Origin of the sequence: Brevibacterium picturae (assembly GCF_030453725.1) — a bacterium.
GTDB classification, from domain to species: Bacteria; Actinomycetota; Actinomycetes; order Actinomycetales; family Brevibacteriaceae; genus Brevibacterium; species Brevibacterium sandarakinum_A.
The window spans coordinates 55,513-78,414 of the sequence record NZ_JAKDJU010000001.1 but is presented as its reverse complement, the minus strand read 5'-3'; the positions used below and the strand labels follow the sequence as shown (position 1 = coordinate 78,414).

Genomic DNA, 22,902 nt, shown 5'->3' with positions numbered 1-22,902 from the left:
TCGAACCCGGTGACCTCGCAGTTCTTGAGCACCTGCACCCCGAGACCCCGTGCGGCGCTGATATATCCGGAGACCACGGCCTCGGGTGTGCAGTGGCCATCGCCGGGATTGAAGGCACCGGCAACGAGTCCCTCTGTATCGATGTACGGGGCCAGCTCAGCCACCTCGGCGACGGTGAGCATCCGGGAATCCAGACCCATCCGCTGCTGGAGTTCGACGTTGGCGGCGAAGGTCTCGGCATCCTCGGCGGAATCGAGGAGGAACAGGTACCCATTGCTCACCAGATCGATGTCGACGCCGAACTCGCTCTCGAAGCTGCGCAGCACCTCGAGGCTGCGTGTGGACAGGGCGATGTTGACCTCATCGGAGAATTGGCAGCGCACCCCGCCGGCGGCCTTCGACGTCGACCCCGAACCGGGAACGTCGCGTTCGACGAGGACGATGTCCTTCACGCCGTGTTTGGCCAGGTGATAGGCGATGGATGCTCCCATGACTCCGGCGCCGATGATGACCACCTCGGCGCTCGTCGGGGCTGTTGATGTGCTCTCCAACTTCCACCTCACTGTTCTCTGCTGCGAACGCCCGTCCTTGGTCGTCGCGGCAACGGGGAGCGCCGACGTCGATGTCGGCGTATTGCGGCTCACTGCCCATTGTGGTTCCAGTCACGTTTAAGGACAAGGGCGAGTTCATGAAAAGTGTTTTTAGGAAACCTGAAAACAGCTAGGCTGTGGCCATGGCATGGACTCTGGGGCAGCTGCGCACCTTCGTCACCGTGGCTGAACTGGGGTCGATGACCCGAGCCGCGGAACAGTTGGGCTACAGCATCGGGGCGGTCTCGCAGCACATGAGCGCCCTGCGCCGTGCGGTCGGTTCCGAGCTGTTCCTTCGCCGAGGCAGGGGGATGGTCCTCGCCGAAGCCGGCCGAACGCTGCTTCCGCGCGCCCGAAGCATCCTCGCCGCCCAGAAGCAGGCAGAGATGGCGATGCTGGGCAGAGACTTCCGCAGGGAGGCCATCGTCACGCTCGGCGTCTTCGGTTCGGCATCGACGAGGGCATTGCCGTCCATCGTGCGCCTCCTTGGCCAACAGCACCCGCACATCGAGGTCCGGGCCCGCGAGATCAATGTCGAGACGATGTCGGCGGCCGTCATCGACGGAGCCATCGACTTAGGCATCGGCATCAACTATCCGGCAGTGCCGCTGCCGCCGATGCGGGGCCTGAGCTGGCAGGCGGTTGCCAGTGAGGACTTCGGCATCGTCGTGCCAGCAGGCGCACCGAGACCGACACCGCAGGACCTGGCCGAGGCCGATTGGATTCTGCCCCCGGCCGAGGAACTCTTCGGCCGAGCGATGCGCCTGGCCACCTCGGCGCTGGGGATCGCCGCGAAGGAGACCCACATCGTCACCGACACCGCCGTCGCGCTCGCCCTGGCAGGCACGGGACTCGGGCTGACCCTGGCAACGCCGATCATGATGTCGATGGGCGGGCCCGACGTCGACCTCCATCCCATCGCCGAGGCGGGCGGACGTGAGATCATCGTCCTGACTTCCCCTGACCCGGCAGATCCGGTCGCCGCCGTCGCCGAGGTGGTGGCCGAGGTCTTTCGTCCTAGGATGGGTCCATGAGCTTCGATCACCAGTGGAACCGCATCCGTGAGACCAATCCCGACCATTCCGCCAACTACGCCGAAAGGTGGCGCAAGATCGTGGCCTCCGGGCAGGACATCGGGGGAGAGGCGAGATTCGTCAACGCGATGGCCCCACGCGGCGCACGCATCCTCGACGCCGGCTGCGGCACCGGTCGCGCCGGCGGACTGCTCATCGGCGATGGACACACGGTCTACGGCGTCGACCTCGACGAGTTTCTCATCTCCGTGGCAGAGGAGGACTTCCCCAGCGGCGAATGGCACACCGGTGATCTCGCAGAGTTCGACTTCGCGGGTGCTGGCATCGACGACATCGACGTGGCGTTCTGCGCCGGCAACGTCCTGTCCTTCCTCGATCCCGCCTCACGCAGGCAGACCCTGTCGAACATCAAATCGACGCTGAAGCCCGGCGGACGCTTCGTCGCCGGCTTCGGAGCCGGCCGCGGCTATGACTTCGCAGATTTCATCGACGATGTGAAGTCGACAGGGATGCTCGTCAACCTCAAACTCTCGACCTGGGAACTCCACCCCTACGAGCCCGATTCCGGCTTCCTCGTGCTCATCGCCGAACGTGTGTAATGCCTGCCGGTCCGCGCAACGAGGAGACTCTTGGACCTGTGCCGGAAACATGATTGGCTGGTTGCGTCGGACGGACACGGTTCGACCCAACTCGCACAAACACAGGAGCGGTCAGCATGATTTTCATCGTTGTGAAGTATGACGTGAAGCCCGAAAGCGTCGAGAAGTTCCCCGAGGCGGTGCGCACCTTCACCGAGGCAGTGCGACAGGAGCCCGGCAACCTGTGGTTCGAATGGTCCAAGAGCCTGGAGAAGGACAATGAGTTCGTTCTCATCGAAGCGTTCACCGACGAAGGGGCCGAGCCGCACGTCAAGAGCGACCACTTCGCTGCCGGCCTCGAGGCTATGCGCCCGCACCTGGCGTCGACGCCGAAGATCATCTCCCGCAAGATCGACGGCGAAGGGTGGGACGAGATGGGCGAACTGCAGATCGACTGATGTGCACCACGGTCACACCGCCGCAATCGCGCGCCGACCCTGTTGCTTCGGCTCGGGATTGCTTAGACTTCTCCCATGGTGACCAAAGCGATGAACACCGAAGCGATCGAGAAGGCCCTCGGCGAACCTTGGGCGGACACCCGGGCCCGCCTCGAAGCGGCCGGAGGAGCCTCGGTGAGTCACAAGGAACTCGCCGACGCCCTCTACCCGCAGTTCGACGGGGTCGTGGAGAAGCACGGCTGGTGGGTCCAGGGCGCGGTCGTCGCGTACGAGCAGGAGATCGGCCGGCGAGTGCCGGGTCAGCGAGCCGATGGAACCTTCGACGTCGCGGTCTCACGCACCGTGCCCGGTCAGCGCGACGACATCATCACCCGGTTCGCCTTCTTCATCGACGAGGGGGCCCTGGCAGGTGTGGCACTCGACGGTGAAGCGCGCACATCGAAGACGGCCAAGCGCTCGTTCTGGCGGGCGGACCTCGAGGACGGCACCAAGGTCGAGGCCGCCGCCGAACCGAAGGACGACAACCGAACACTCCTCGTCCTCACGGTCTCCAAACTGCCCAGTGCCGAGAGGCTCGAAGAGTGGCGGTCCGACCTCAAGGAACTCCTCCAACAGCTCTGAGCGACTGCCGCCGGGCGCGGGCTCAGCCGCCGACGATCGGATTCCACGTGCCGAGCACGTGAGCGCCCACGATCGCGAGGGCACAGACAACCAGCGATGCCGCCACAGCCACACCATCCCCGGTGCCGAAGGTCGAACGCCTGCGCCAGGTCCGTCCGGGCCGACCGAAGGCCCTGCCCTCCATCGCCATCGCCAAGGTGGTGCCGCGTCGGATCGACTGCACCAGCAGCACGAAGATGCCGGCGAACAGACTGCCCGTGCGCCTCACGATGGAACCACCTGCAACGCCCCTGGCCCTCCTGGCCATGGCCAAGGTCTGCCATTCGCTGACGAGCAGCCCGAGGAGTCTGCTGGCCGCCAGTACGGAGACGACAACTGTCTCGGGCAGTCGCAACCGTTGGACGAGCGCATCCGCGAGGTCACGGGGATCGATCGTCGAGGCGAGGACGATGAGCGGAATCGCCAGAGCCAGGGCGCGCAGGAAGATCGCTGCGGCGGCAGTCAGCGATCCGGTCGTCATCAGAACCGGGCCGAGGTCGATGACCACCGCACCGGTCTTCTCCGCCAGGATCGCAGTGCCCCACGCTGCCAAGAGTGCGCCGAGAGGCAGGAACCACAATCGCTTGAGCGTCGCGGTCAGATCGAGTCCCGTCGCCGGCAGCGCAAGTAGACAGAACCCGAGGACGACTCCGGCCGAGACCATGTCGATGCTCAGCAATGAACCGATCATGAGGATGAGCGCCACAGCAATCTTCGTCAGCGGATTGCACCTGACCAGCGCCGTCCTGCGCACCAGCGGAATCAGCTGGCCAGGATCGTGAACTGCGACATCGGACGGCGGTGATGCTTCACTCAATTCGCTGCTCCTCTCGGAGCTCTCGAGCACCGTTGGTCCCCGCCATCCGCCCCTCAGCGGCGCTGAGGACTACGCATCTGGCCCCGATCGCATCGAGGAAGTCATGGTCGTGGCTGATGGCGACCACCGTAGAACCGCGTCCAAGGGCATCGCGAAACAATTCGACCAGACCTGTCCAGGTCAAGGCATCTTGGCCGAAGGTCGGCTCGTCGACGATGAGGACCTGCGGTCGGGGAGCCATCATGGCCGCCACCGACAATCGTCTCTTCTCACCACCGGAGAGCCCCTGCGGATGCGCCTCGGCGAGCTTCTCAAGGCTGAGAACCTGCAACAGCTCGGCGACACGTTCGTCGACCTGGACGCCCGACCATCCGGCCAGACGCGGCCCCAATGCCAGCTCCTCGGCGACACTCGAACGCAGGAACTGATGCTCAGGCTCCTGAAACACCATGCCGATCCGAGGCGCCAGAGCCGCCGAGGGCCAGCGGAACGGACGGGCATGCTTGACGCCGGAGCGCAGAGGGCCCAGTGCGCTGACGTCACCTTTGAATTCCGGAATGAGGCCGGCCAGGGTCAGCGCCAGCGTCGACTTGCCGGCCCCGTTTGCGCCGACGATTCCCACCGCCTCGCCCGCCCGGATGGACAGATCGAGACCGGCCGCGGCCGGCACCTTCGCCCCTGGACGAGCCACACTCAGCTTCTCGGCCCTGAGGACACCCTCGCCGGTTGGACTCGCGGCGGCGCTGGATGCAACCGTCGATGGACTCCGATTCACATCGGGCGCGGACCCCGTCGTCTCCGGCACCCAGATGCCACACTCAACCAGCACCTCGGCGAGTGCGGGATCGCCGAAAACCGACCTCGGCGGCCCCTGCGCAAGCAGACCGCCGGGGCCGAGGACGATGACAGTGTCCACGTGATCGAGCCACAGGTCGACTCGGTGTTCGACGATGACCATGGTCGCCGAGGTGGCCGCCCGGGTCTCGAGGACAGCATCCCGAACGGAGGCGGCCGAGTCGGGATCGATGTTCGCGGTCGGCTCATCGAGGATGACGATCGGCGGGGCCATCGCGTGGATTCCGGCCAGCGCCAAGCGCTGCTTCTGACCTCCGGACAGTGCAGCAGTGGGATGGTCATGGGGAAGATCGAGACCCATCGCCTGCAGCGAGCCGATGATGCGGCCCTCGATGACGTCGGCGGGCAGCCTCAAGTTCTCCATGCCGAAGGCGACATCGTCGCCGACGCGTGAGAAGATCACCTGCGAATCGGGATCTTGGAGAACCAGGCCGGTCTCACCTCGGCGAGGATCCGGCGGACGATCACCGATGAGCAGCCGGCCGTCTGCCTCACCGGATTCGGCAGGCAGGACACCGGCGATCGCATGCAGGAGGGTGGTTTTGCCGGCTCCGGAGGGACCGAGAAGAAGCACCTTCTCACCTGCGGAGATGGTGAGGTCGAGGGGGCCGACGGCGGGTTCATCGCGATCGGCATGGCGCCACGAGAATCCGTGGGCAGTGATCGGCAGAGCCATCAGCGCAGGCGGCCGGAGGCGAAGGAGCTCAGCGCTCCGGTCTTCGCGATCGCGCGGTAGGCGAACCAGGCGCCGATGCCGGAGATGACGATGCCGGAGATGATCGCGCACACCGCATAGGCGGCTTGGTAGCCGAACTGCCATTCGGCGTTGTACATGATGTTCTCGCTCACGGACATGAAGGCGGCGGCCAGCAGCCCGGCCAGGCTAGTGACCCACAGGTTGAACCTGCGATAGCCGAAGGCTGCGAAGATGAGTTCGGCGCCGAGGCCCTGGACGAACCCGGAGAGCAGAACAGTGGCTCCGAAGTGGGAGCCGAGGACCGCCTCGACGGTGGCGGCGATCATTTCGCACAGCAGGGCGGCTCCGGGTTTGCGGATGACGGCGCCCGCCAGGGGTCCGGCGAGGACCCAGAGACCGGCGATGAGGCCGATCGAGGGTGGGAAGGCCTGGAATCCGAGTTCGAGGACCTTCCAGCTCAGGGCGAGGACCCAGAAGATGAGTCCGACGCTGATTCCCAGTACGGCGGTGACAACGTAGTCCACGACCCGCCACTGCTTCGTCGCCGGTACCTGGGAATACCGTGGCGCGGTCTTCACAACGGAATCCGGCGCTGTCTTTTCTGGCATTGTGCCTCCTCGTATCAAGGAGGGGTAGAAGAGTCTCGACTTCCTTCGGCGGTGCTAGCCGCATCAAGTTCGAGGGTCTGCAGCTTCATCTGCACTCTCAGCGCCCCTTTCGGCGCTCCCCTGTCGTGAGACCCACTGTACCCCAGTCGACGAGCTGCACCAGCTGAGGAGAGTTCACCTGCCGTTGAGTCGGAGTGGCCGGGTGAACTCGGCAGGCGGCGCCATCACTCGATCTATTCGACCGCTGGACACAACAGCGATCTCGAGATCTCGCGCCGGAGTGACGAAGAACCGCCCACCGGGCGATGAGTCCGAGGCGGACGCCGACGGTCGCACCACCTCGGCGGCCTTCTGCTGCTGGTCTCCAGGCGTCGTCGACTCAGCTCGGGACGACCATGACCGGCCCCTCGGCCTGGTGTAGGACGCCGCGTGAGATCGACCCCAGCAGAGCGCTCCTGACCGCTCCGCGACCGCGGGTGCCGAGGACGGTCAGCTGGGCAGTCTCCGTCATTTCGGCGAGAACATCGGTCGGATTGCCGACCGGCACCGCTGCGCTGACCGTGAGGTCGGGGAACTGCTCGGCCACAGCCGTGACCTCGGCCTCGAGCGCGGCCTCGAGCTCAGCCTTCCTCCGGCTGGTCACCTCGGTATTGATCTCCAGCTCAGGGTACCAATAGAGCCATTCCTGTCCGGAGGGAAGGACGGAGACGATCTTGAGTCGGGCTCCACGTGATCTGGCCGCCTCGGCGGCAGTGAACATTGCCAGGCGCCCGGCATCGGATCCGTCGACCGCGGCGACGACCGCGCCCTCGTCCGCATCCGATCGGCGACCCGGAACGACGATCGTCGGACAGTGCGAATGGGCGGGCAGGGCGGTGGAGACCGAGCCGAGGATTCGCCCCATGAATCCGCCGCGGCCTCGTGCCCCCACGACAACCGTCCTGGCGTGAGCGCTCAGGTCCCTCAGTACGCCGACGGCATCGCCCTGGTCGGCGCGGTAGGAGACCCTGCCCGCGTGGCCTCGCAGGAGCCCAGCCGCCTCGCCGAGGAGTTCCTCGACCGCCCGCTGTGCTGCCTCTGCCTCGTTATCCTTCGGCATGGACGCGATGTTCGGATAGACCATGACGGGGGCGGTGTATGCGGAGACGACAGTGAGGGCGACGCTGCGGCGGCCGGCTTCGGTCGCTCCGTACTCGAGGGCGCGCGCGGCGAGCTCGGAGCCGTCATAGCCGACGAGGATGCCGAGATCCGTCGGCGTCTGGTCAGCGGAAAGATTCTCGGCAGTCATGGCAGGCCTCCCAATGGGGGCCGACTCCACCCGGACGAGGACGATGGCCCCGATCATCAGAACCGTCCTCGTCAGGCCCAGTCTACCAAGCTTCTTCTACTGGGCGTAGAGGAAATGCGAGGAGGGCCCGGCGTCCCCTTTCGGTGCTAACCTGTCGTAGAAGGACCGTGCATCGGTCCACTCGGCACCAGCCGGCGTGGCAAATCGCCTTCGACGACGTCGTCGGAATCCAATGGAGGATCCCGTCGCAGTCCGATCTTTCAACCTCCGGCGCGATTCCTGCCATCACTTCCAGATAGGACTGTGCAGGTGAAGACGAAACCCTTCAGCACACCGATCGGCACCCTGTCCGTGCTGGCGCTGCTGTTCGCACTTGCGGCAGCGCCCTTGACGGCAGTGCGCCTGACGGCAGTGCCCCTGTCCGCGCACGCGGCGGAACAAATCCTCGGCCCTGATGCATCGATGGACTACCTCGACGACGGCAGCGATCCGGCCAGTGGTGACGACTCCCCAAGCTCGTGGACCCAACCCGACTTCGCGGCATCCGGCGGACTCGGTGCCGCTGGGTGGAAGAACGCCAACGGGCCCTTTGGGGCCAAATACGGCAGAATCGGCGACCTGGGCGACGGTTACCTCCCGCAGACTCTGCTCGAGCAGCACGAGCCCGGGACTCAGACCAATCATCCGAGCTACTTCTTCCGCACCACCTTCACACTCACCGCGGCCCAGGCTGCCGGGGCGGTCACAGGGACTCTGGCCTATGACGATTCTCTGCGCGTCTTCGTCAACGGTCACCGTGTGGCCGGATTCGACGACGAAGCGATCACCGACAACCTCTCCTTCGGCGGAGCGAACGCCGACGCCCCGCTGACCGGAGAGTTCACGGCCGGACCGGGAACGATCGTCGAGGGGAAGAACACCCTGGCCTTCGAAGTTCACCAGGGCCGCCCCAACAGCACCGACGTGTACTTCGGCCTCGACTCCTTGACGACCGCCGAGGTGGCCGGGGCGACTGCGATCACCGATCCCGTCCTCCAAGTGGGCGGGGACGAGACCTCACGCCTGGTGTCGTGGATGAGCGCGAGTGCCGGAGGCGGGGAGGTCCGCTGGGCCGAACCCTCCGAGGTCGAGGACGCACAGCTGCCGGTGACCGCAGCCCACGCGGCGACGACCAAGGCGGGACGCTCGGTCGAGGACGAACGCTACTTCAACCATGCCCGGATGACCGGTCTGGAGGCGGACACCGAATACGCGTACCAGGTCGGCAGCGAAGAGGACGGATACTCGGCACCGCGGACCTTCACCACGGGTTCACCCGGCGGCGACGCGGAGTTCCTCGCCTTCGGCGACCCGCAGATCGGGCACGGGGGAGGCGAGCCAGACGACGCCATCGGCTGGAAACGCACCCTCACCTCGGCGATCAGGACAGCGCAGGATCCCCGCTTCTTCATCTCCCTCGGCGACCAGGTGGAGTCCTTCGACGACCAGGACCAGTACAGTCAGTATCTGGCTCCGGACGCCACGACGACACTGGCGCAGGCGACGACGATCGGTAATCACGACGTCGCCTCGACAACCTACGAGCAGCATTTCAACCGCCCCAACGTCAGCCGCGCCGCGGGTTCTGGAAGCAGCGGGGAGTCCGGTGGGGATTATTGGTTCATCAACTCAGGTGTGCTGTTCATCAACCTGAACACGAACAGCCTCGACATCGACGCGCATACTGCGTTCATCGACAAAGTGGTCGCCGACCATGGGGCCGCGGTGCGGTGGAAGGTGCTCGCCTTCCACCAGTCGATCTTCTCGACGGCCAGCCACTACAGCGATTCCGACGTCGAGGATCTGAGGGAGGCGCTCCCGCCGGTGATCGCGCGCAATGACATCGACCTCGTCCTCGGCGGCCACGACCACGTGTACAGCCGGTCCCTCCTCATGGATGAGACCGGCACACCGGTCGCAGGCGCCGATGACGGACGACGCCAGGAGAAGCAGAAGGGGCAGGCTCTGTACCTGACGCTGGGCTCGTCCTCGGGGTCGAAGTTCTACGACTATGTCCCGAACCTGGATTGGGAGGCCAAGAGCATCCACGATGAGATGCCCGGATTCACCCGGATCCAGGTCACAGACGAGACCCTGCGCGCCACGACATACGAGGTGCCCGTTCCAGACCGAGGTCAGGGAGCGACCCTGGCGAAGAAGGTCGACGAGGTCGCCATCGTACGGGCGGGTGGGGCCGTTGCGGGCGCCGATGCTGCGGGCGTCGACGCTGATTCGAAGGCAGAGGGTCTCGGCATAGTGGTACCGGTGGCGGCCCTAGCGGTCACTATTGTCCTGGGAACTGGAATCGTCGCGGCGCTCAGGCGTCGGGACAGGTGAGAGCTCTCAGATAGCGAAGCCCATATGGGCCAGGGCGTAGCGGAGGATGTGCTCCTGCCCGTGGCACATCTCGCCGACGATATCGGGGCGCAGAGTCTCCTCCGGAGTCAGCCAGTCGAGGCTCAGCGCATCTGCGCGGGGAGTGCATTCCCCGCGGACCTCGAGGATGAAGCACATCGAGATCGCATGCTGTCGCGGGTCATGGAGAAGAGATGTCCCCTCAGTGGGGAAGTACTCCGCGATGTGGAATGGTGAGATCGCGGGTGGGATGACCGGCAGGGCCATGGGGCCGAGATCATTCTCTGCGTGGCGCATCAGTGCTGTGCGGATGCTCTCATGGAAGCGGATGCGTCCGCCGACGACCTCTCGTCCCAAGGTTCCGTCATCAAGACTGCGCAGCAGCAGTCCGATTCGCTCGACGTTTCCTGATTCGCCCACACGCACGGGGATCGCGTTGACATAGGGGATGGGCAGGCGTCGTCGCAGCTGAGCGAACTCGGCATCATCGAACCAGTTTTCGTCGAAGTCCAGAGCAGTGCGCGTCATTCCTCAATTGTGGCACAGTTCACTGGCGGGCTCGAAGGTCACTGGCGGGCCCGAAGGATCCACCCGAGGGGGCCGGGTGGTGGTGACTCCGTGCGGTCGGGTAAAGTATCTTGATGTCGAGATAAAATTCTGGCCAGACCGTGACAGTGACGTGACGTAGCCTACAGTTGTGTCAGCCACTGGAAGACCTGAACGGTCAAGGACGTTTGAAGGGGTTAACCATGATCGATCATGAAGTCCGCACGCACAAGAGCTCAGAGAACCTGGCTCGCGAAGACCAACTCGCCTGGAAGATAGCCGAGGTCGCATCCGATACGACACCGGTGGACACCGACGTCACCGACATGGTGATCAACCGCGTCATCGACAATGCCTCGGTGGCCGCAGCCTCGGTGCGCCGCTCGGCCCCTCTGCACGCCCGTGAACAGGCACAGACCCACCCGTACTCACCCGGAGCCACCGTCTTCGGTCTGCCCCTGGGCGAGCACTTCTCCCCAGAATGGGCTGCCTGGGCCAACGGGGTCGCCGTTCGTGAACTCGATTTCCATGACACCTTCCTCGCCGCCGAATACTCACACCCCGGCGACAACATCCCACCGGTCCTCGCGGTCGCCCAGCACAAGGGCATCAGCGGCAAGGACCTCATCAACGGCATCGCCACCGGCTACGAGATCCAGGTCGACCTGGTCAAGGGAATGTGCCTGCACGAGCACAAGATCGACCACGTCGCCCACCTCGGCCCATCCGCAGCAGCCGGCATCGGCGCCATGCTCGGCCTCGACACCGAAATCACCTTCCAGGCGATCCAGCAGGCCCTGCACGTGACCACCGCGACCCGTCAGTCCCGCAAGGGCGAGATCTCCTCGTGGAAGGCACACGCACCCGCATTCGCCGGCAAGATGGCCGTCGAATCCGTCGACCGTGCCATGCGCGGCGAAGGCGCGCCCAACCCCATCTACGAAGGTGAAGACGGCTTCATCGCCTGGATCCTGTCGGGCCCCGAGGCCAGCTACACCGTTCCTCTGCCCGGTACGGGCGAGGCCAAGCGCGCAATCCTCGACACCTACACCAAGGAGCACTCCGCCGAATACCAGGCGCAGGCTCTCATCGACCTCGCCCGCAAGCTCGGCGGCCAGATCGAGGACCTGTCGACGATCAAGCGCATCGTCATCCACACCTCGCACCACACGCACAACGTCATCGGCACCGGCGCGAACGACCCGCAGAAGATGGATCCTAAGGCCAGCCGCGAGACCCTCGACCACTCGATCATGTACATCTTCGCCGTGGCGATGGAGGATCAGGGCTGGCACCACGAGCGCTCCTACGCTCCCGAGCGCGCCGGACGGCCCGAGACAGTCAAGCTGTGGCACAAGATCGAGACCACCGAGGACAAGGAATGGACTCGCCGCTACCACTCGACCGATCCCAATGAGAAGGCCTTCGGCGGCCGCGTTGAGATCGAATTCGAGGACGGCTCGACCCTCGTCGACGAGATCGCCGTGGCCGACGCGCACCCCTTCGGTGCCCGTCCCTTCGCCCGCGCGAACTACATCGAGAAGTTCACAACCCTGTCCGAGGGCATCCTCACCGGTGCCGAGCAGACTCGCTTCATCGACCTGGCCGAGAACCTCGAGAACCTCGACGCCAAGGGTGTGGCCGAACTGAGCTTCACCGTCGACGGACTCGAGCACACCGGTTCGAAGGGAATCTTCTGATGTTGGGAGCAACAGCAACGCCGGCCGAGCGCCGCGCGAAGTTCCGCGAGCTCCTCGCCGGTGACCAGATCGTGCAGTTCCCCGGCGCCATCAATCCGATCAATGCTCAGATCATCGAGCAGACCGGCTTCGAAGGCGTCTACATCTCCGGCGGTGCCTTCTCCGCAGCCATGGGTCTGCCCGATATCGGACTGACCAGCCTCACCGAGGTGGCCGACCACGGACGCAACATCGCCCGGGTGACGAATCTGCCGACCTTCATCGACGCCGACACCGGCTGGGGCGAAGCCATGAACGTGGCGCGCACCATCCAAGAATTCGAAGACGCCGGAATCTCGGGCATGCACCTCGAGGATCAGGTCAATCCGAAACGCTGCGGCCACCTCGACGGCAAAGAGGTTGTCACCGTTGCCGAGATGAGCAAGCGCATCAAAGCCGCCGTCAAGGGCCGCCGGGACGAGAACTTCGTCATCAGCGCCCGCACGGACTCCCGCGCGGGCGAGGGCCTCGACGCGGCGATCGACCGCGCGAAGGCCTACGTCGACGCGGGGGCGGACCTGATCTTCCCCGAAGCCATGCGTGATCTGAGCGAATTCGAGAAGTTCGCCAGCAGCGTGGATGTGCCGATTCTGGCGAACATGACAGAATTCGGAAAGAGCGAACTGTTCACGACCGAGCAGTTGGCGAACGTCGGAGTCAAAGTCGTGATCTATCCGGTCACCACTCTGCGTCTCGCCATGGGTGCGATCAAATCGGGCCTGCAGACCATTCGCGAGCAGGGCACCCAGGTGGATCTGCTCGAGGGAATGCAGACCCGTGCGGACCTGTACGACACGATCGACTACGCTGCGTACAACGATTTTGACGCTGCCGTATTCAACTTTTCACAGGAGGGTCACCAGTGACCGAAGAAATCAAGAAGGGCCTCGCCGGCGTCGTCGTCGACACCACGGCCGTTTCGAAAGTAGTCCAGGAAACGAACTCGCTCACCTACCGCGGTTACCCCGTGCAGGAGCTCGCCGCCAAGTGCAGCTCCGAGGAAGTCTCCTACCTGATCTGGAACGGCGAACTGCCGACCGCGGCTCAGCTCGAGGAGTTCACGGCCCGCGAACGTGCTCAGCGGACCATCGACGACAAGCTTGTCCAGCTCATCCTCGACCTGCCCAAGGACTGCCACCCGATGCACGTGGTGCAGACCGCTGTGGCCTACCTCGGTGCTGTCGACCCCGATGCCGACGTGGAGGGTGCCGAGGCCAACCTCGCGAAGGCCGAGCGTCTCTACGCACAGCTGCCGACGATCGTGGCCATCGACCACCGTCGCCGCCACGGACTCGATCCGATCGCCCCGACGAAGGACCTCGGCTACGCCGCGAACTTCTTCAAAATGGTCTTCGACGAGGTTCCCACCGAGGAGGTCGTGCGCTGCTTCGACATCTCGATGATCCTCTATGCGGAGCACTCGTTCAACGCTTCGACGTTCACCAGCCGCGTCATCACCTCCACGACGTCCGACCTGTACTCGGCGGTCGCCGGTGGCATCGGCGCTCTCAAGGGGCCCCTGCACGGCGGCGCCAACGAGGCCGTCATGGCGATGCTCGAAGAGGTCGGCACCGCCGACAAGGCTTCGGCCTGGATCGACGACGCTCTGGCCAACAAGGCCAAGATCATGGGCTTCGGTCACCGCGTCTACAAGAACGGCGACTCGCGTGTGCCGACCATGCGCAAGGCCTTCGAAAACATGGTCGCGGCCAAGGGTGCAACCGATCTTCTCGACCTCTACAACGCCTTCGAATCCGACTTCGTTGAGCGCAAGGGCATCTATCCGAACCTCGACTACCCTTCGGGTCCGGCGTACCATCTCATGGGCTTCGACACCGATCAGTTCACCCCGATCTTCGTCATGGCCCGCATCACCGGATGGACCGCTCACATCATGGAGCAGCAGGCCGACAACGCCCTGATCCGTCCGCTGAGCGCCTACGACGGTCACGACCAGCGCGAAGTTCCCGAGGACCGGGGCTGACGCTCCAGCGTTGAAAGGCTACGCACATGACCGCTGACGGCACTTACCGTCCGGTCGATCTCGAGGGTTTCGACTTCACCGTCACAGGTGGAGTCGGAACCCTCGTCATTGATCGACCCGAAAAGCGCAACGCCATCTCCCGTCCGATGTGGCGGGCGCTGCCGGACATCATCGCCGGTGTCGACGCCGATGACTCGATCGGAGCGCTGGTGATCACCGGTGCGGCCGGGCACTTCTCCGCCGGATCCGACATCGCCGACCTCAACGTCGCACTGGACGACTTCTGGGAGCTCAATTCCACCGCCGAGGCGGCCGTGGCCGATGCCCGAACGACGACCATTGCGGCCATCACCGGCAACTGCGTCGGCGGGGGCACCGAGATCGCCGCTGCCTGCGACATCCGCATCGCCGCCCCCGGCTCGATCTTCGGCGTCACCGCAGCGAAACTCGGCCTCGTCTACCCGCCGGGACCGACCCGCCGTCTGGCCGCTGTCCTCGGTGACTCCTGGGCCAGGTACCTCCTGGTCACGGCCTCGATCGTGAAGTTCGAGACGATGCGCGATCTCGGTTTCTTCCATGAGGTCTCCGAGACTCCTGCGGAATCGGCGCAGACGATGGGGGAGAAGATCGTCGGACTCTCACGTCTGACCCAGATCGGGTCGAAGGCGATCCTCGCAGGCGAGCTGAGTGACGAAGCTAGTCCACCGCAGTGGCTCGACGACGCCTATCGGGACGAGATCACGCGCGGCCAGGAGGCCTTCTTCGCCAAACGTGCGCCCGAGTTCGGCTTTGCGGCAACGGACTGGTCGGCCGGGTGAGTCCTCTCGGGAACTGCTTCCCAGAGCGGGAGCTGACCTCAGAAATCCTGCATACTGTGGTTAAACTGATCGAATGCGCCTAGCAGTCCTCGATATCGGGTCCAACAGCGTCCACCTCCTCGTGGTCGACGCCCATGTCGGAGCCCCTCCCTTGCCCGCCACCTCCCACAAAGAGGTCCTGCGTCTCGCCGAGTACCTCGGTGACGATGGAATGATCGACACCGCCGGACAGGAACGGCTGCACAGCTTCATCGCCGAGGCAGTAGAGATCGCCGAGGACCAGGGGTCGGAACAGATCCTGGCGTTCGCCACCTCGGCGGTCAGGGACGCACCGAACGGTGCCGAACTCATCGAAGCGATCAACTCACAGCTCGGTGTCACCCTCAACGTGATGTCGGGCAAGGACGAGGCCCGAGTCACGTTCCTCGCCGTCAGACGCTGGTTCGGCTGGTCGGCCGGGAAGATCCTGCTGCTTGACATCGGCGGAGGTTCCCTTGAGATCGCCGCCGGACAGGACGAATATCCGGAAGCCGCAGTGTCCGTGCCGCTGGGCGCCGGTCGCACCTATTCCGAATTCCTCCCCGACCCTCTGCCCAGCGCCGAGGACATTCACAGTCTGCAGAAATACGCCCGGTCCCAAATCGGGCGCATCGCCGGCAAGATCAACCGAGTGGGCTCCGCCGATCAAGTCGTGGGATCGTCGAAGACATTCCGGTCGCTGGCCCGGATCGCGGGTGCGGCACCGAGCGGGGACGGCATCTACGCCCCACGCAAACTCTTCCGCCGCGACCTCTCAGGAATCATCGAGACCCTGTCCTCACGGACCCCGGAAGAGCGTGCGACGCTGCCGGGGGTCTCTCAGGCGCGGGCCGGTCAGGTCCTGGCCGGCGCCATCGTCGCCGACGCCGCCTTCGCGATCTTCGATGTCAATGTCATGAATATCTCACCATGGGCACTGCGCGAAGGCATCATCATGCGCAAACTCGACCTGCTCGATTCCGCGGAGACCTCCTCGGCGATGCGGGTGGAGCTGGTCTGAGCCCTTTCGCAATTGAGCGTTGTGTTTCCCTTCTGCGCATTGCCTGTTAGATTTTTCCTAACTGCCGTGCACGGACCACATGTTGAAACCCGGGCGCAATAATGGTGGGAACGCACACGCTCCGAGAAGGAAAAGAACTGTCAATGCGAAATGGCGAGTTGTCCCCATCGTTCCGCGATGAAGCACTGCACACCCTTGAGAACACATCCCCCGACAACCCCCTGGACGTCTTCGTCGTGGGCGGCGGCGTCACCGGAGCCGGCTCCGCGTTCGATGCGGCCACCCGCGGACTGAAGGTCGGGGTCGTCGACGCCAAGGACTGGGCCTCGGGCACCTCCTCGCGGTCCTCGAAGCTCATGCACGGCGGACTGCGCTACCTCGAGATGCTCGACTTCAAGCTCGTGGCCGAGGCGCTGAAGGAACGCGACCTCCTCCTCCAGCACACGGCTCCCCATCTGGTCGAGCCCGTCGCCTTCGTCTTCCCCTTCGAACACCGTCTCATCGATCGTGCCTTCATCGGCTCGGGCGTTCTGCTCTACGACACAATGGCCACCCGGCCCGGCCGCAAACGCGCCGTGCCGATGCACCGGCACCTGGGCAAGAAGGCATTGTCATCGCATTTCCCCGGTCTTGCCGACGAGGCCGCCGTCGGTGCCCTCGAATACTACGATGCGAAGGTCGATGACGCCCGCTTCGTGATGACGCTCATCCGCTCGGCCGCAGGCTACGGTGCCGCGGCGGCCAACCACGTGTCCGTCATCGACTACCTCCACGACGGCGACAGGGTCTCCGGCGTCCGCGCCCGGGATGAGATGACCGGCCGCGAGTTCGATATCCACGCTCGCCGCACGATCCTGGCCGGGGGAGTCTGGACCGAGGAACAGCAGGACCTGGCCCAGGCCGACGCCGGTCTGAAAGTGCTCGCCTCCAAGGGCGTGCACATCACCGTCGACCAGGACAAGATCAAGGCGGACCCGAACACCGGCATCATCTCGAAGACGGAGAAGTCCGTGCTCTTCGTGATCCCGTGGGAGGGCTACTGGGTCATCGGCACCACGGACACACCGTGGGACCAGGACGTCGACTCACCGGTGGCCAACTCCGACGACATCGAATACCTGCTCAAGCACGCGAACGCGATCCTGACCGAGAAGCTCACCCGCAACGACGTCATCGGCGTCTACTCCGGCCTCCGCCCGCTGCTGCAGCCCGTGGTCAAGGAGGGTCAGGCCTCGACGAAGGTCTCGCGCGAACACACGGTGATGGAGGTCGAACCCGCGCTGGCTGCGATCGCCGGCGGCAAGTTCACGACCTATCGCGTGATGGCCGAAGACGTCGTCGACTTCGTCCTCGGCGACGATGCGAAGGACCGGCGCTCACTGACCGAATCGATTCCGCTGCTCGGCGCCCAGGGAGTCGGTGCCGTGAGACGCGGACAGTCCGGCATCGCCGAGAAGTACGGCTGGGACGAAGACCGTGTGCAGCGACTCATCCGCCGCTACGGCACCCTGGTCGAGGACATCTTCGACCTCGTCGACGAGGACCCCGAGCTCGGCCGGCCGCTGCCGGGAGCGCAGCGCTACCTCCGCGCCGAAGCCCACTACGCGGCGAGCTCGGAAGGGGCCGTCCACCTCGGCGATATTCTGGAGCGCCGGATGCGACTCAACTACGAGGTCAGGGACCGCGGCAAGGCCGCCGCCGAGGCGGTCGCCGCCATCGTCGCTCCGATCCTCGGCTGGGACGCGGACCGAGAGGCGAGTGAAATCGCGGGCTTCAACGCCCACGTCGATGCGCAGATCACCGCGGAAACCACCCACGACGATGCCTCAGCCGCGGCGCTGGTCGAGGAGTCCCTCAAACCGCAGTAACCGCACACAGGAAAAACAAACAATAGGAGTTTGTGAGATATGGGTACCATATTCCTCTACGAAATCGCCGGCACGGCAATGCTCATACTGCTCGGCGTCGGCGTCGTCGCCAATGTCGTTCTGGGCAAGACGAAGGGCAATGGGGGAGGATGGCTCCTCATCTCGTTCGGCTGGGGCCTGGCCGTCTTCGCCGGTGTCTTCGTCGCCTTCAAGACCGGAGCGCACATCAACCCGGCTGTGACCTTCGGCATCCTCGCCAGCGGAGCCGAAGAGTACGCTCCCGGCATCGCCGTGAACTTCGGCAACACCGTCGCCTACCTGGCGGCGGAGATGATCGGTGCGATGATCGGTGCCTTCCTCGCCTGGGCCGTGTACAAGAAGCACTACGACGAGGAGAAGGAAGCCGGCAACATCCTCGGCACCTTCTCCACCGGCCCTGAGGTCCGCAGCTACGGCTGGAACTTCGTCACCGAGGTCATCGCCACCTTCGTCCTCGTCTTCGTCATCCTGCTCTTCGGAGAGACCCCGCACGAATTGGGACCACTGGCCGTCGGCCTCCTCGTCGTCGCCATCGGCGCCTCACTGGGTGGGCCCACCGGCTATGCGATCAACCCCGCCCGTGACCTCGGGCCCCGCATCGTCCACGCTCTGCTGCCGATCCCGAACAAGGGCAGTTCCGACTGGGCTTACTCATGGGTGCCGGTCGCCGGCCCCATCGTCGGCGGCGTCATCGCCGGCGTGGCCTCGCAGGCCTTCGTCTGAGCCACCAGCACCATTGACACACATCGAGACACAGGAGTCAGAATGAGTCAGGAAAAGTACATCCTCGCCATCGACCAGGGCACCACCTCGTCGCGGGCCATCGTCTTCGACCACGACGGTCAGATCGTGTCCTCGGGCCAGCTCGAGCACGAACAGATCTTCCCCCGTGCCGGCTGGGTCGAACACGACCCGATGGAGATCATCAGGAATACGAACGAGGCGATCGGTCAGGCCCTGACCCGCGCCGACATCAACCGCCACCAGCTCGAAGGCGTGGGGATCACGAATCAGCGTGAGACCACTGTCATCTGGAACAAGAACACCGGCAAGCCCGTCTACAATGCGATCGTCTGGCAGGACACCAGAACTCAGAAGATCTGCGACGAGCTCGCCGGGGACGAGGGGCCAGACAAGTACAAGGAGCGGGTCGGCCTTCCTCTGGCCACCTACTTCGCCGGACCGAAGGCCAAATGGGTCTTCGACAACGTGGACGGAGTCAAAGAGTCCGCCGAGGCCGGGGAACTGCTCTTCGGCACCATGGACACTTGGGTGATCTGGAACCTCACCGGCGGCGTCAACGGCGGAATCCACGTCACCGACGTCACGAATGCCTCGCGCACGATGCTCATGAATGTCAAGAGCCTCGACTGGAACGCCGACATCGCCGGCGACATGGGCATCCCCGTGTCGATGCTGCCGGAGATCAAGTCCTGCTCGGAGGTCTACGGCTACGGCGCCAAGAACGGTCTCATCATCGACACCCCGATCTGCGGCATCCTCGGTGATCAGCAGGCGGCGACCTTCGGCCAGGCATGCTTCGAGAAGGGGCAGGCCAAGAACACCTACGGCACCGGCAACTTCATGCTCATCAACACCGGTACCGAGCCTGTGGCCAGCAAGAACGGTCTGCTGACGACAGTGGCCTACAAGATCGGCGACGCCGAGGCGGTCTATGCCCTCGAGGGATCCATCGCCGTGACGGGTTCGCTCGTGCAGTGGCTGCGCGACAATCTCGGAATCATCTCCGCCGCCCCCGAGGTCGAGACCCTGGCGAAGCAGGTCGATGACAACGGCGGCTGCTACATCGTGCCGGCCTTCTCCGGACTCTTCGCCCCGCATTGGGAATCCGACGCGCGTGGTGTGATGGTGGGCCTGACCCGTTACGTCAACAAGAATCACATCGCTCGTGCGGCTCTCGAATCGGTGGCGTTCCAATCCCGTGAGGTCCTCGATGCGATGGATCTCGATTCGGGTGTTGCGCTCACCGAGCTCAAGGTCGACGGCGGCATGGTCGCCAACGAGACCCTCATGCAGTTCCAGGCCGACCTCCTCGGCGTGCCCGTCATCCGTCCCGAGGTCGTCGAGACCACGGCCCTGGGCGCGGCTTACGCGGCGGGCATCGCCGTGAAGTTCTGGAACGGCGAGGACGATGTCAAGGCCAATTGGCGCGAGGGCAAACGGTGGGAGCCGTCCATGGGCGAGGACAAGGTCGCTCGCGTCTACCGTCTGTGGAACAAGGCCGTCGAGAAGTCGAAGAAGTGGGTCGACGAGGACGTCGAAGAGCTCCAGGGCTGATCCCTCGCCGAGGTGGGCCTCAGCCGAGGTCGATCGTGAACATGCGCTCTGGCACCGCCGGGGACACACCGTCGAAGACGTGGGTGATCTCCGTGCGGTGCCAGCCATGTTTGGCATAGAAGCGCATCGCGCGCACATTGCCTTCGGCAACCATGAGATAAGCGTGGGTGAACCCCAGAGCCCGCAGCTCGTCCTCCAAGGCGTGGAGGAGCAGCTCGCCGGCACCGGTGCCGAAGGTGTCGGGATGGAGATTGATCGACGCCAACTGCCCCAGTCCTGTGGCGTCGGGGAGCCGGTCGAGCACCTCGGCGGTGTCCCGGGGCGGGCACACACCGCCGAAGCCGAAGACCCTGTCCTCGGCGGAGGTGCTGCCGTCGGTTGCCACCGCGACCAGCGTCGACATCGGATTCTGTTCGTCGCTGAGATTCCTGGTCCACCCTGCGGTCTGCCGATCGATGTCGAGGGAGTCGAGGATCGTATCCGCCATGATGCCGCGGTAGGCGGCAGTCCACGCTGCGATGTGGATTTCGGCGATCTGGGCGGCATCATCGACGCGGGCGCGGCGAACTCGACAATCAGGCATTGATCCAGTTTAGCGACTTCAGGGCTTATGCTTTCTGAGGGAATATGGAATCTTCGAGGGCTAAACTGGGTGAGATGAGCAGGGCGAAACGGTCGAAGTCAGCACGCAAGGTGTACACCGCCAAGAATTCCGCGCGGTCCAATTCGCGACGGCACCGTGAGTACTTCGACAGCCATGAGGTCTACGACCACGAGACTCAGCACAGTTCGGAGCACCGGATCCGAATCGGCCTCTCGAGCTCCTCGGTGTCGCCGATGACCGTGGCCGAGACTTTCTCCCAAGCGGCCAAGCTCGGCTACGACGGTGTCGAGATCATGGTCACCCACAATGCCGAGACACGGGATGTCGACCTCATCAACGGTCTGGCCGCAGACACCGGTCTCGAAGTGATGTCACTGCATGCGCCGACCCTGCTCTTCCTGCCTCGCGTTCTGCACAAGGACCACTGGGAGAAGCTGCGCATCACCGCGAACCTTGCCAAGGCGGTCGGAGCCAAGACCGTGGTGCTGCACCCGCCGTTTCGGTGGCAGGGGGAGTATGCTCTGGGGTTCGTCGATGGCGTGCGGCAGGTGTCGGAGGAGACCGGAGTCGTTCTCGCTGTGGAGAACATGTACCCCTGGCGCGCTGGCGTGCGCGAGGTCCTCGTCTACTATCCCGACTGGAATCCCCTCGACGAGGACTACGATGCGCTGACCTTCGACTTCTCCCATGCCTCGACGGCCGGAATGAATGCCGTCGAAACCGTGTCGGAGATCTTCGACAAACTGCGCCACGTCCACCTCACCGACGGCTCCGGATCCCTCAAGGACGAACACCTGATCCCCGGCGCCGGCACCATGCCTGTGGCCGAAACCCTGCAGCTTCTGGCCAAACGCAACTGGTCCGGCGACGTCGTCGTCGAAGTCAACACGCGCTTCGTGTCGAAGAAGTCCACCAGGGAGCAGATGCTCGTCGACTCCCTCGCCTTCGCCCGCACCCACCTCGGGCTCGAGACCGAGGACAGCCACCGCAATGCCTCGAGTCATGTGCGTACGAGCGAAACCCGTACGAGTGAGATGCGCGCCAACGACGAACAGTCGAACTTCTGAACGCACCACGAACCAGTCAACGAACATCGAACAACCACAGAAAGGCAGGTCTGATTTGACCTCCATCGCCTCCATCGGCACCGGAAACATGGGCACGGCACTGATCAAGGGAATCCTGAGCGCCGACGAGAAGCTCGACGTTCGCGCGACAACGAACTCGGCCGCCTCGGCGAAGCGACTCGCAACGGAACTCCCGAGCGCCACCGTCACCTCGGCGGAGGACGATGCCGAGGCCAACCGGAAAGCCGCCGCAGGCGCTGACTTCGTCTTCCTCGGGGTCAAACCCTGGATGATGGCCGAGACAGTGCGGGACCTGGCCCCGAGCCTGAGCGCCGACACAGTGCTCGTGTCGATGGCCGCCGGCGTCGCCATGGCCGACCTGGCCGCTCTGGCTCCCGAGAGCCCGATCGTGCGCATCATGCCCAACACCCCCAGCTCCATCGGGCGCGGCGTCATTGCGCTGGCCCCCTCCGCCGAGGTGGCCGAGACGACCGCGGAGACTCTGCGGGCCCTGCTGTCCGGGGCCGGTCTCGTCGTGGAACTGGACGAGACCGAGATTCCCGCCATGACCGGGATCTCCGGTTCAGGTGTGGCCTACTTCTTCCTCCTGGCGGAGACGATGATCGCGGCCGGTGTGAAGATGGGGCTGAGCGAGGAGACCGCCAAGCAGATGGTCGTGGCCACCGCAGACGGAGCCGGACGGCTCCTGACCGAGAAGCCGGACCCAAGCGCACTGCGGCAGGCCGTGTCCAGCAAGGGCGGTACCACACTCGCCGGGCTGAACACCTTCATCGATGCGGGAATCTTCGACATCGCCGAGGCGGCTGCGCAGGCCGCGGGCGACCGCTCCCTCGAGATGGAGAAGGAGAACTCCGAGGTCATCAACGGCTGATAGCCAAGGCCAACCCGGCAGCCCGGGGC

22 protein-coding genes and 1 riboswitch are annotated in these 22,902 nt (G+C 64.7%); of the genes, 15 read left to right on the top strand and 7 right to left on the bottom strand.

Annotated features, from left to right (window positions below; genetic code table 11):
• The coding region (locus tag L0G76_RS00390; protein ID WP_304355456.1) for an NAD(P)/FAD-dependent oxidoreductase at window positions 1–644 on the bottom strand (644 nt) is incomplete at its 3' end.
• An 89-nt stretch (window positions 645–733) separates the two neighbouring features.
• On the opposite strand from L0G76_RS00390, the gene L0G76_RS00385 reads away from it, so the two are divergent.
• From L0G76_RS00385 to L0G76_RS00370, 4 genes are all read left to right on the top strand, one after another.
• Window positions 734–1,624, top strand: coding sequence for a LysR family transcriptional regulator (locus tag L0G76_RS00385; protein WP_304355455.1), 891 nt, complete (start codon window positions 734–736; stop codon window positions 1,622–1,624).
• Entirely contained in the window at window positions 1,621–2,223 is a 603-nt protein-coding gene (locus tag L0G76_RS00380; protein WP_304355454.1) for a class I SAM-dependent methyltransferase, read from the top strand. The genes L0G76_RS00385 and L0G76_RS00380 overlap by 4 nt, the downstream gene beginning before the upstream one ends.
• A 116-nt stretch (window positions 2,224–2,339) precedes the next feature.
• Entirely contained in the window at window positions 2,340–2,660 is a 321-nt protein-coding gene (locus tag L0G76_RS00375; protein ID WP_204234828.1) for a putative quinol monooxygenase, read from the top strand.
• 75 nt (window positions 2,661–2,735) lie between these two features.
• The gene (locus tag L0G76_RS00370; RefSeq protein WP_304355453.1) at window positions 2,736–3,281 is read left to right on the top strand and encodes a hypothetical protein; all 546 of its coding nucleotides are present in this window, start codon (window positions 2,736–2,738) and stop codon (window positions 3,279–3,281) included.
• Between the two features lie 22 nt (window positions 3,282–3,303).
• Here the strand turns inward: L0G76_RS00370 and L0G76_RS00365 are convergent, their stop codons facing one another.
• From L0G76_RS00365 to L0G76_RS00350, 4 genes are all read right to left on the bottom strand, one after another.
• On the bottom strand, window positions 3,304–4,137 hold the full coding sequence (locus L0G76_RS00365; RefSeq protein ID WP_304355452.1) for an energy-coupling factor transporter transmembrane component T family protein: 834 nt from the start codon (window positions 4,135–4,137) through the stop codon (window positions 3,304–3,306).
• The gene (locus L0G76_RS00360; protein ID WP_304355451.1) at window positions 4,130–5,668 is read right to left on the bottom strand and encodes an ABC transporter ATP-binding protein; all 1,539 of its coding nucleotides are present in this window, start codon (window positions 5,666–5,668) and stop codon (window positions 4,130–4,132) included. The genes L0G76_RS00365 and L0G76_RS00360 overlap by 8 nt, the downstream gene beginning before the upstream one ends.
• Entirely contained in the window at window positions 5,668–6,297 is a 630-nt protein-coding gene (locus tag L0G76_RS00355) for an ECF transporter S component (protein ID WP_304355450.1), read from the bottom strand. Before L0G76_RS00355 ends, L0G76_RS00360 begins: the two co-directional genes overlap by 1 nt.
• A 23-nt stretch (window positions 6,298–6,320) precedes the next feature.
• Window positions 6,321–6,429, bottom strand: a riboswitch (TPP riboswitch).
• 247 nt (window positions 6,430–6,676) lie between these two features.
• Window positions 6,677–7,585, bottom strand: coding sequence for a universal stress protein (locus L0G76_RS00350; protein ID WP_304355449.1), 909 nt, complete (start codon window positions 7,583–7,585; stop codon window positions 6,677–6,679).
• A gap of 309 nt (window positions 7,586–7,894) precedes the next feature.
• Here L0G76_RS00350 and L0G76_RS00345 point away from each other — a divergent pair, with 309 nt between their 5' ends.
• Window positions 7,895–9,961 carry a purple acid phosphatase family protein gene (locus L0G76_RS00345; RefSeq protein ID WP_304355448.1) on the top strand — a complete coding sequence of 689 codons (2,067 nt, stop codon included), beginning with the start codon at window positions 7,895–7,897 and terminating at the stop codon, window positions 9,959–9,961.
• Between the two features lie 6 nt (window positions 9,962–9,967).
• Here the strand turns inward: L0G76_RS00345 and L0G76_RS00340 are convergent, their stop codons facing one another.
• Complete coding sequence (locus tag L0G76_RS00340) at window positions 9,968–10,507, bottom strand: DUF4916 domain-containing protein (RefSeq protein ID WP_304355447.1); 540 nt, start codon at window positions 10,505–10,507, stop codon at window positions 9,968–9,970.
• A 221-nt stretch (window positions 10,508–10,728) separates the two neighbouring features.
• Here L0G76_RS00340 and L0G76_RS00335 point away from each other — a divergent pair, with 221 nt between their 5' ends.
• From L0G76_RS00335 to glpK, 8 genes are all read left to right on the top strand, one after another.
• The gene (locus L0G76_RS00335; protein WP_304355446.1) at window positions 10,729–12,225 is read left to right on the top strand and encodes an MmgE/PrpD family protein; all 1,497 of its coding nucleotides are present in this window, start codon (window positions 10,729–10,731) and stop codon (window positions 12,223–12,225) included.
• Complete coding sequence (prpB, locus tag L0G76_RS00330; RefSeq protein WP_304355445.1) at window positions 12,225–13,130, top strand: methylisocitrate lyase; 906 nt, start codon at window positions 12,225–12,227, stop codon at window positions 13,128–13,130. The genes L0G76_RS00335 and prpB overlap by 1 nt, the downstream gene beginning before the upstream one ends.
• Window positions 13,127–14,248, top strand: a complete 1,122-nt coding sequence (locus L0G76_RS00325) for a bifunctional 2-methylcitrate synthase/citrate synthase (RefSeq protein ID WP_304355444.1) — start codon at window positions 13,127–13,129, stop codon at window positions 14,246–14,248. The genes prpB and L0G76_RS00325 overlap by 4 nt, the downstream gene beginning before the upstream one ends.
• A gap of 26 nt (window positions 14,249–14,274) precedes the next feature.
• Window positions 14,275–15,066 (top strand): enoyl-CoA hydratase/isomerase family protein, encoded by a 792-nt coding sequence (locus L0G76_RS00320; protein ID WP_304355443.1) that lies wholly within the window; start codon window positions 14,275–14,277, stop codon window positions 15,064–15,066.
• A gap of 73 nt (window positions 15,067–15,139) precedes the next feature.
• Window positions 15,140–16,105 carry a Ppx/GppA phosphatase family protein gene (locus tag L0G76_RS00315; protein ID WP_304355442.1) on the top strand — a complete coding sequence of 322 codons (966 nt, stop codon included), beginning with the start codon at window positions 15,140–15,142 and terminating at the stop codon, window positions 16,103–16,105.
• Between the two features lie 143 nt (window positions 16,106–16,248).
• On the top strand, window positions 16,249–17,973 hold the full coding sequence (locus L0G76_RS00310; RefSeq protein WP_304355441.1) for a glycerol-3-phosphate dehydrogenase/oxidase: 1,725 nt from the start codon (window positions 16,249–16,251) through the stop codon (window positions 17,971–17,973).
• 39 nt (window positions 17,974–18,012) lie between these two features.
• Window positions 18,013–18,735, top strand: a complete 723-nt coding sequence (locus tag L0G76_RS00305) for an MIP/aquaporin family protein (protein WP_304355440.1) — start codon at window positions 18,013–18,015, stop codon at window positions 18,733–18,735.
• Between the two features lie 42 nt (window positions 18,736–18,777).
• Window positions 18,778–20,310 carry a glycerol kinase GlpK gene (gene glpK / locus L0G76_RS00300; protein WP_304355439.1) on the top strand — a complete coding sequence of 511 codons (1,533 nt, stop codon included), beginning with the start codon at window positions 18,778–18,780 and terminating at the stop codon, window positions 20,308–20,310.
• A 19-nt stretch (window positions 20,311–20,329) separates the two neighbouring features.
• Here the strand turns inward: glpK and L0G76_RS00295 are convergent, their stop codons facing one another.
• On the bottom strand, window positions 20,330–20,893 hold the full coding sequence (locus L0G76_RS00295) for a GNAT family N-acetyltransferase (RefSeq protein WP_304355438.1): 564 nt from the start codon (window positions 20,891–20,893) through the stop codon (window positions 20,330–20,332).
• Window positions 20,894–20,967: 74 nt separating this feature from the next.
• Between L0G76_RS00295 and L0G76_RS00290 the strand changes: the two genes are divergently transcribed.
• Window positions 20,968–21,981, top strand: a complete 1,014-nt coding sequence (locus L0G76_RS00290) for a sugar phosphate isomerase/epimerase family protein (protein ID WP_304355437.1) — start codon at window positions 20,968–20,970, stop codon at window positions 21,979–21,981.
• A gap of 55 nt (window positions 21,982–22,036) precedes the next feature.
• Window positions 22,037–22,873 (top strand): pyrroline-5-carboxylate reductase, encoded by an 837-nt coding sequence (proC, locus tag L0G76_RS00285; RefSeq protein WP_304355436.1) that lies wholly within the window; start codon window positions 22,037–22,039, stop codon window positions 22,871–22,873.
• Window positions 22,874–22,902: the final 29 nt, after the last annotated feature.

Coding starts and splice junctions, on each gene's coding strand:
- L0G76_RS00385 (WP_304355455.1), top strand. CDS start 734: ATGGCATGGACTCTGGGGCAGCTGCGCACCTTCGTCACCGTGGCTGAA.
- L0G76_RS00380 (WP_304355454.1), top strand. CDS start 1,621: ATGAGCTTCGATCACCAGTGGAACCGCATCCGTGAGACCAATCCCGAC.
- L0G76_RS00375 (WP_204234828.1), top strand. CDS start 2,340: ATGATTTTCATCGTTGTGAAGTATGACGTGAAGCCCGAAAGCGTCGAG.
- L0G76_RS00370 (WP_304355453.1), top strand. CDS start 2,736: ATGGTGACCAAAGCGATGAACACCGAAGCGATCGAGAAGGCCCTCGGC.
- L0G76_RS00360 (WP_304355451.1), bottom strand. CDS start 5,668: ATGGCTCTGCCGATCACTGCCCACGGATTCTCGTGGCGCCATGCCGAT.
- L0G76_RS00355 (WP_304355450.1), bottom strand. CDS start 6,297: ATGCCAGAAAAGACAGCGCCGGATTCCGTTGTGAAGACCGCGCCACGG.
- L0G76_RS00350 (WP_304355449.1), bottom strand. CDS start 7,585: ATGACTGCCGAGAATCTTTCCGCTGACCAGACGCCGACGGATCTCGGC.
- L0G76_RS00340 (WP_304355447.1), bottom strand. CDS start 10,507: ATGACGCGCACTGCTCTGGACTTCGACGAAAACTGGTTCGATGATGCC.
- L0G76_RS00335 (WP_304355446.1), top strand. CDS start 10,729: ATGATCGATCATGAAGTCCGCACGCACAAGAGCTCAGAGAACCTGGCT.
- prpB (WP_304355445.1), top strand. CDS start 12,225: ATGTTGGGAGCAACAGCAACGCCGGCCGAGCGCCGCGCGAAGTTCCGC.
- L0G76_RS00320 (WP_304355443.1), top strand. CDS start 14,275: ATGACCGCTGACGGCACTTACCGTCCGGTCGATCTCGAGGGTTTCGAC.
- L0G76_RS00315 (WP_304355442.1), top strand. CDS start 15,140: ATGCGCCTAGCAGTCCTCGATATCGGGTCCAACAGCGTCCACCTCCTC.
- L0G76_RS00310 (WP_304355441.1), top strand. CDS start 16,249: ATGCGAAATGGCGAGTTGTCCCCATCGTTCCGCGATGAAGCACTGCAC.
- L0G76_RS00305 (WP_304355440.1), top strand. CDS start 18,013: ATGGGTACCATATTCCTCTACGAAATCGCCGGCACGGCAATGCTCATA.
- glpK (WP_304355439.1), top strand. CDS start 18,778: ATGAGTCAGGAAAAGTACATCCTCGCCATCGACCAGGGCACCACCTCG.
- L0G76_RS00295 (WP_304355438.1), bottom strand. CDS start 20,893: ATGCCTGATTGTCGAGTTCGCCGCGCCCGCGTCGATGATGCCGCCCAG.
- L0G76_RS00290 (WP_304355437.1), top strand. CDS start 20,968: ATGAGCAGGGCGAAACGGTCGAAGTCAGCACGCAAGGTGTACACCGCC.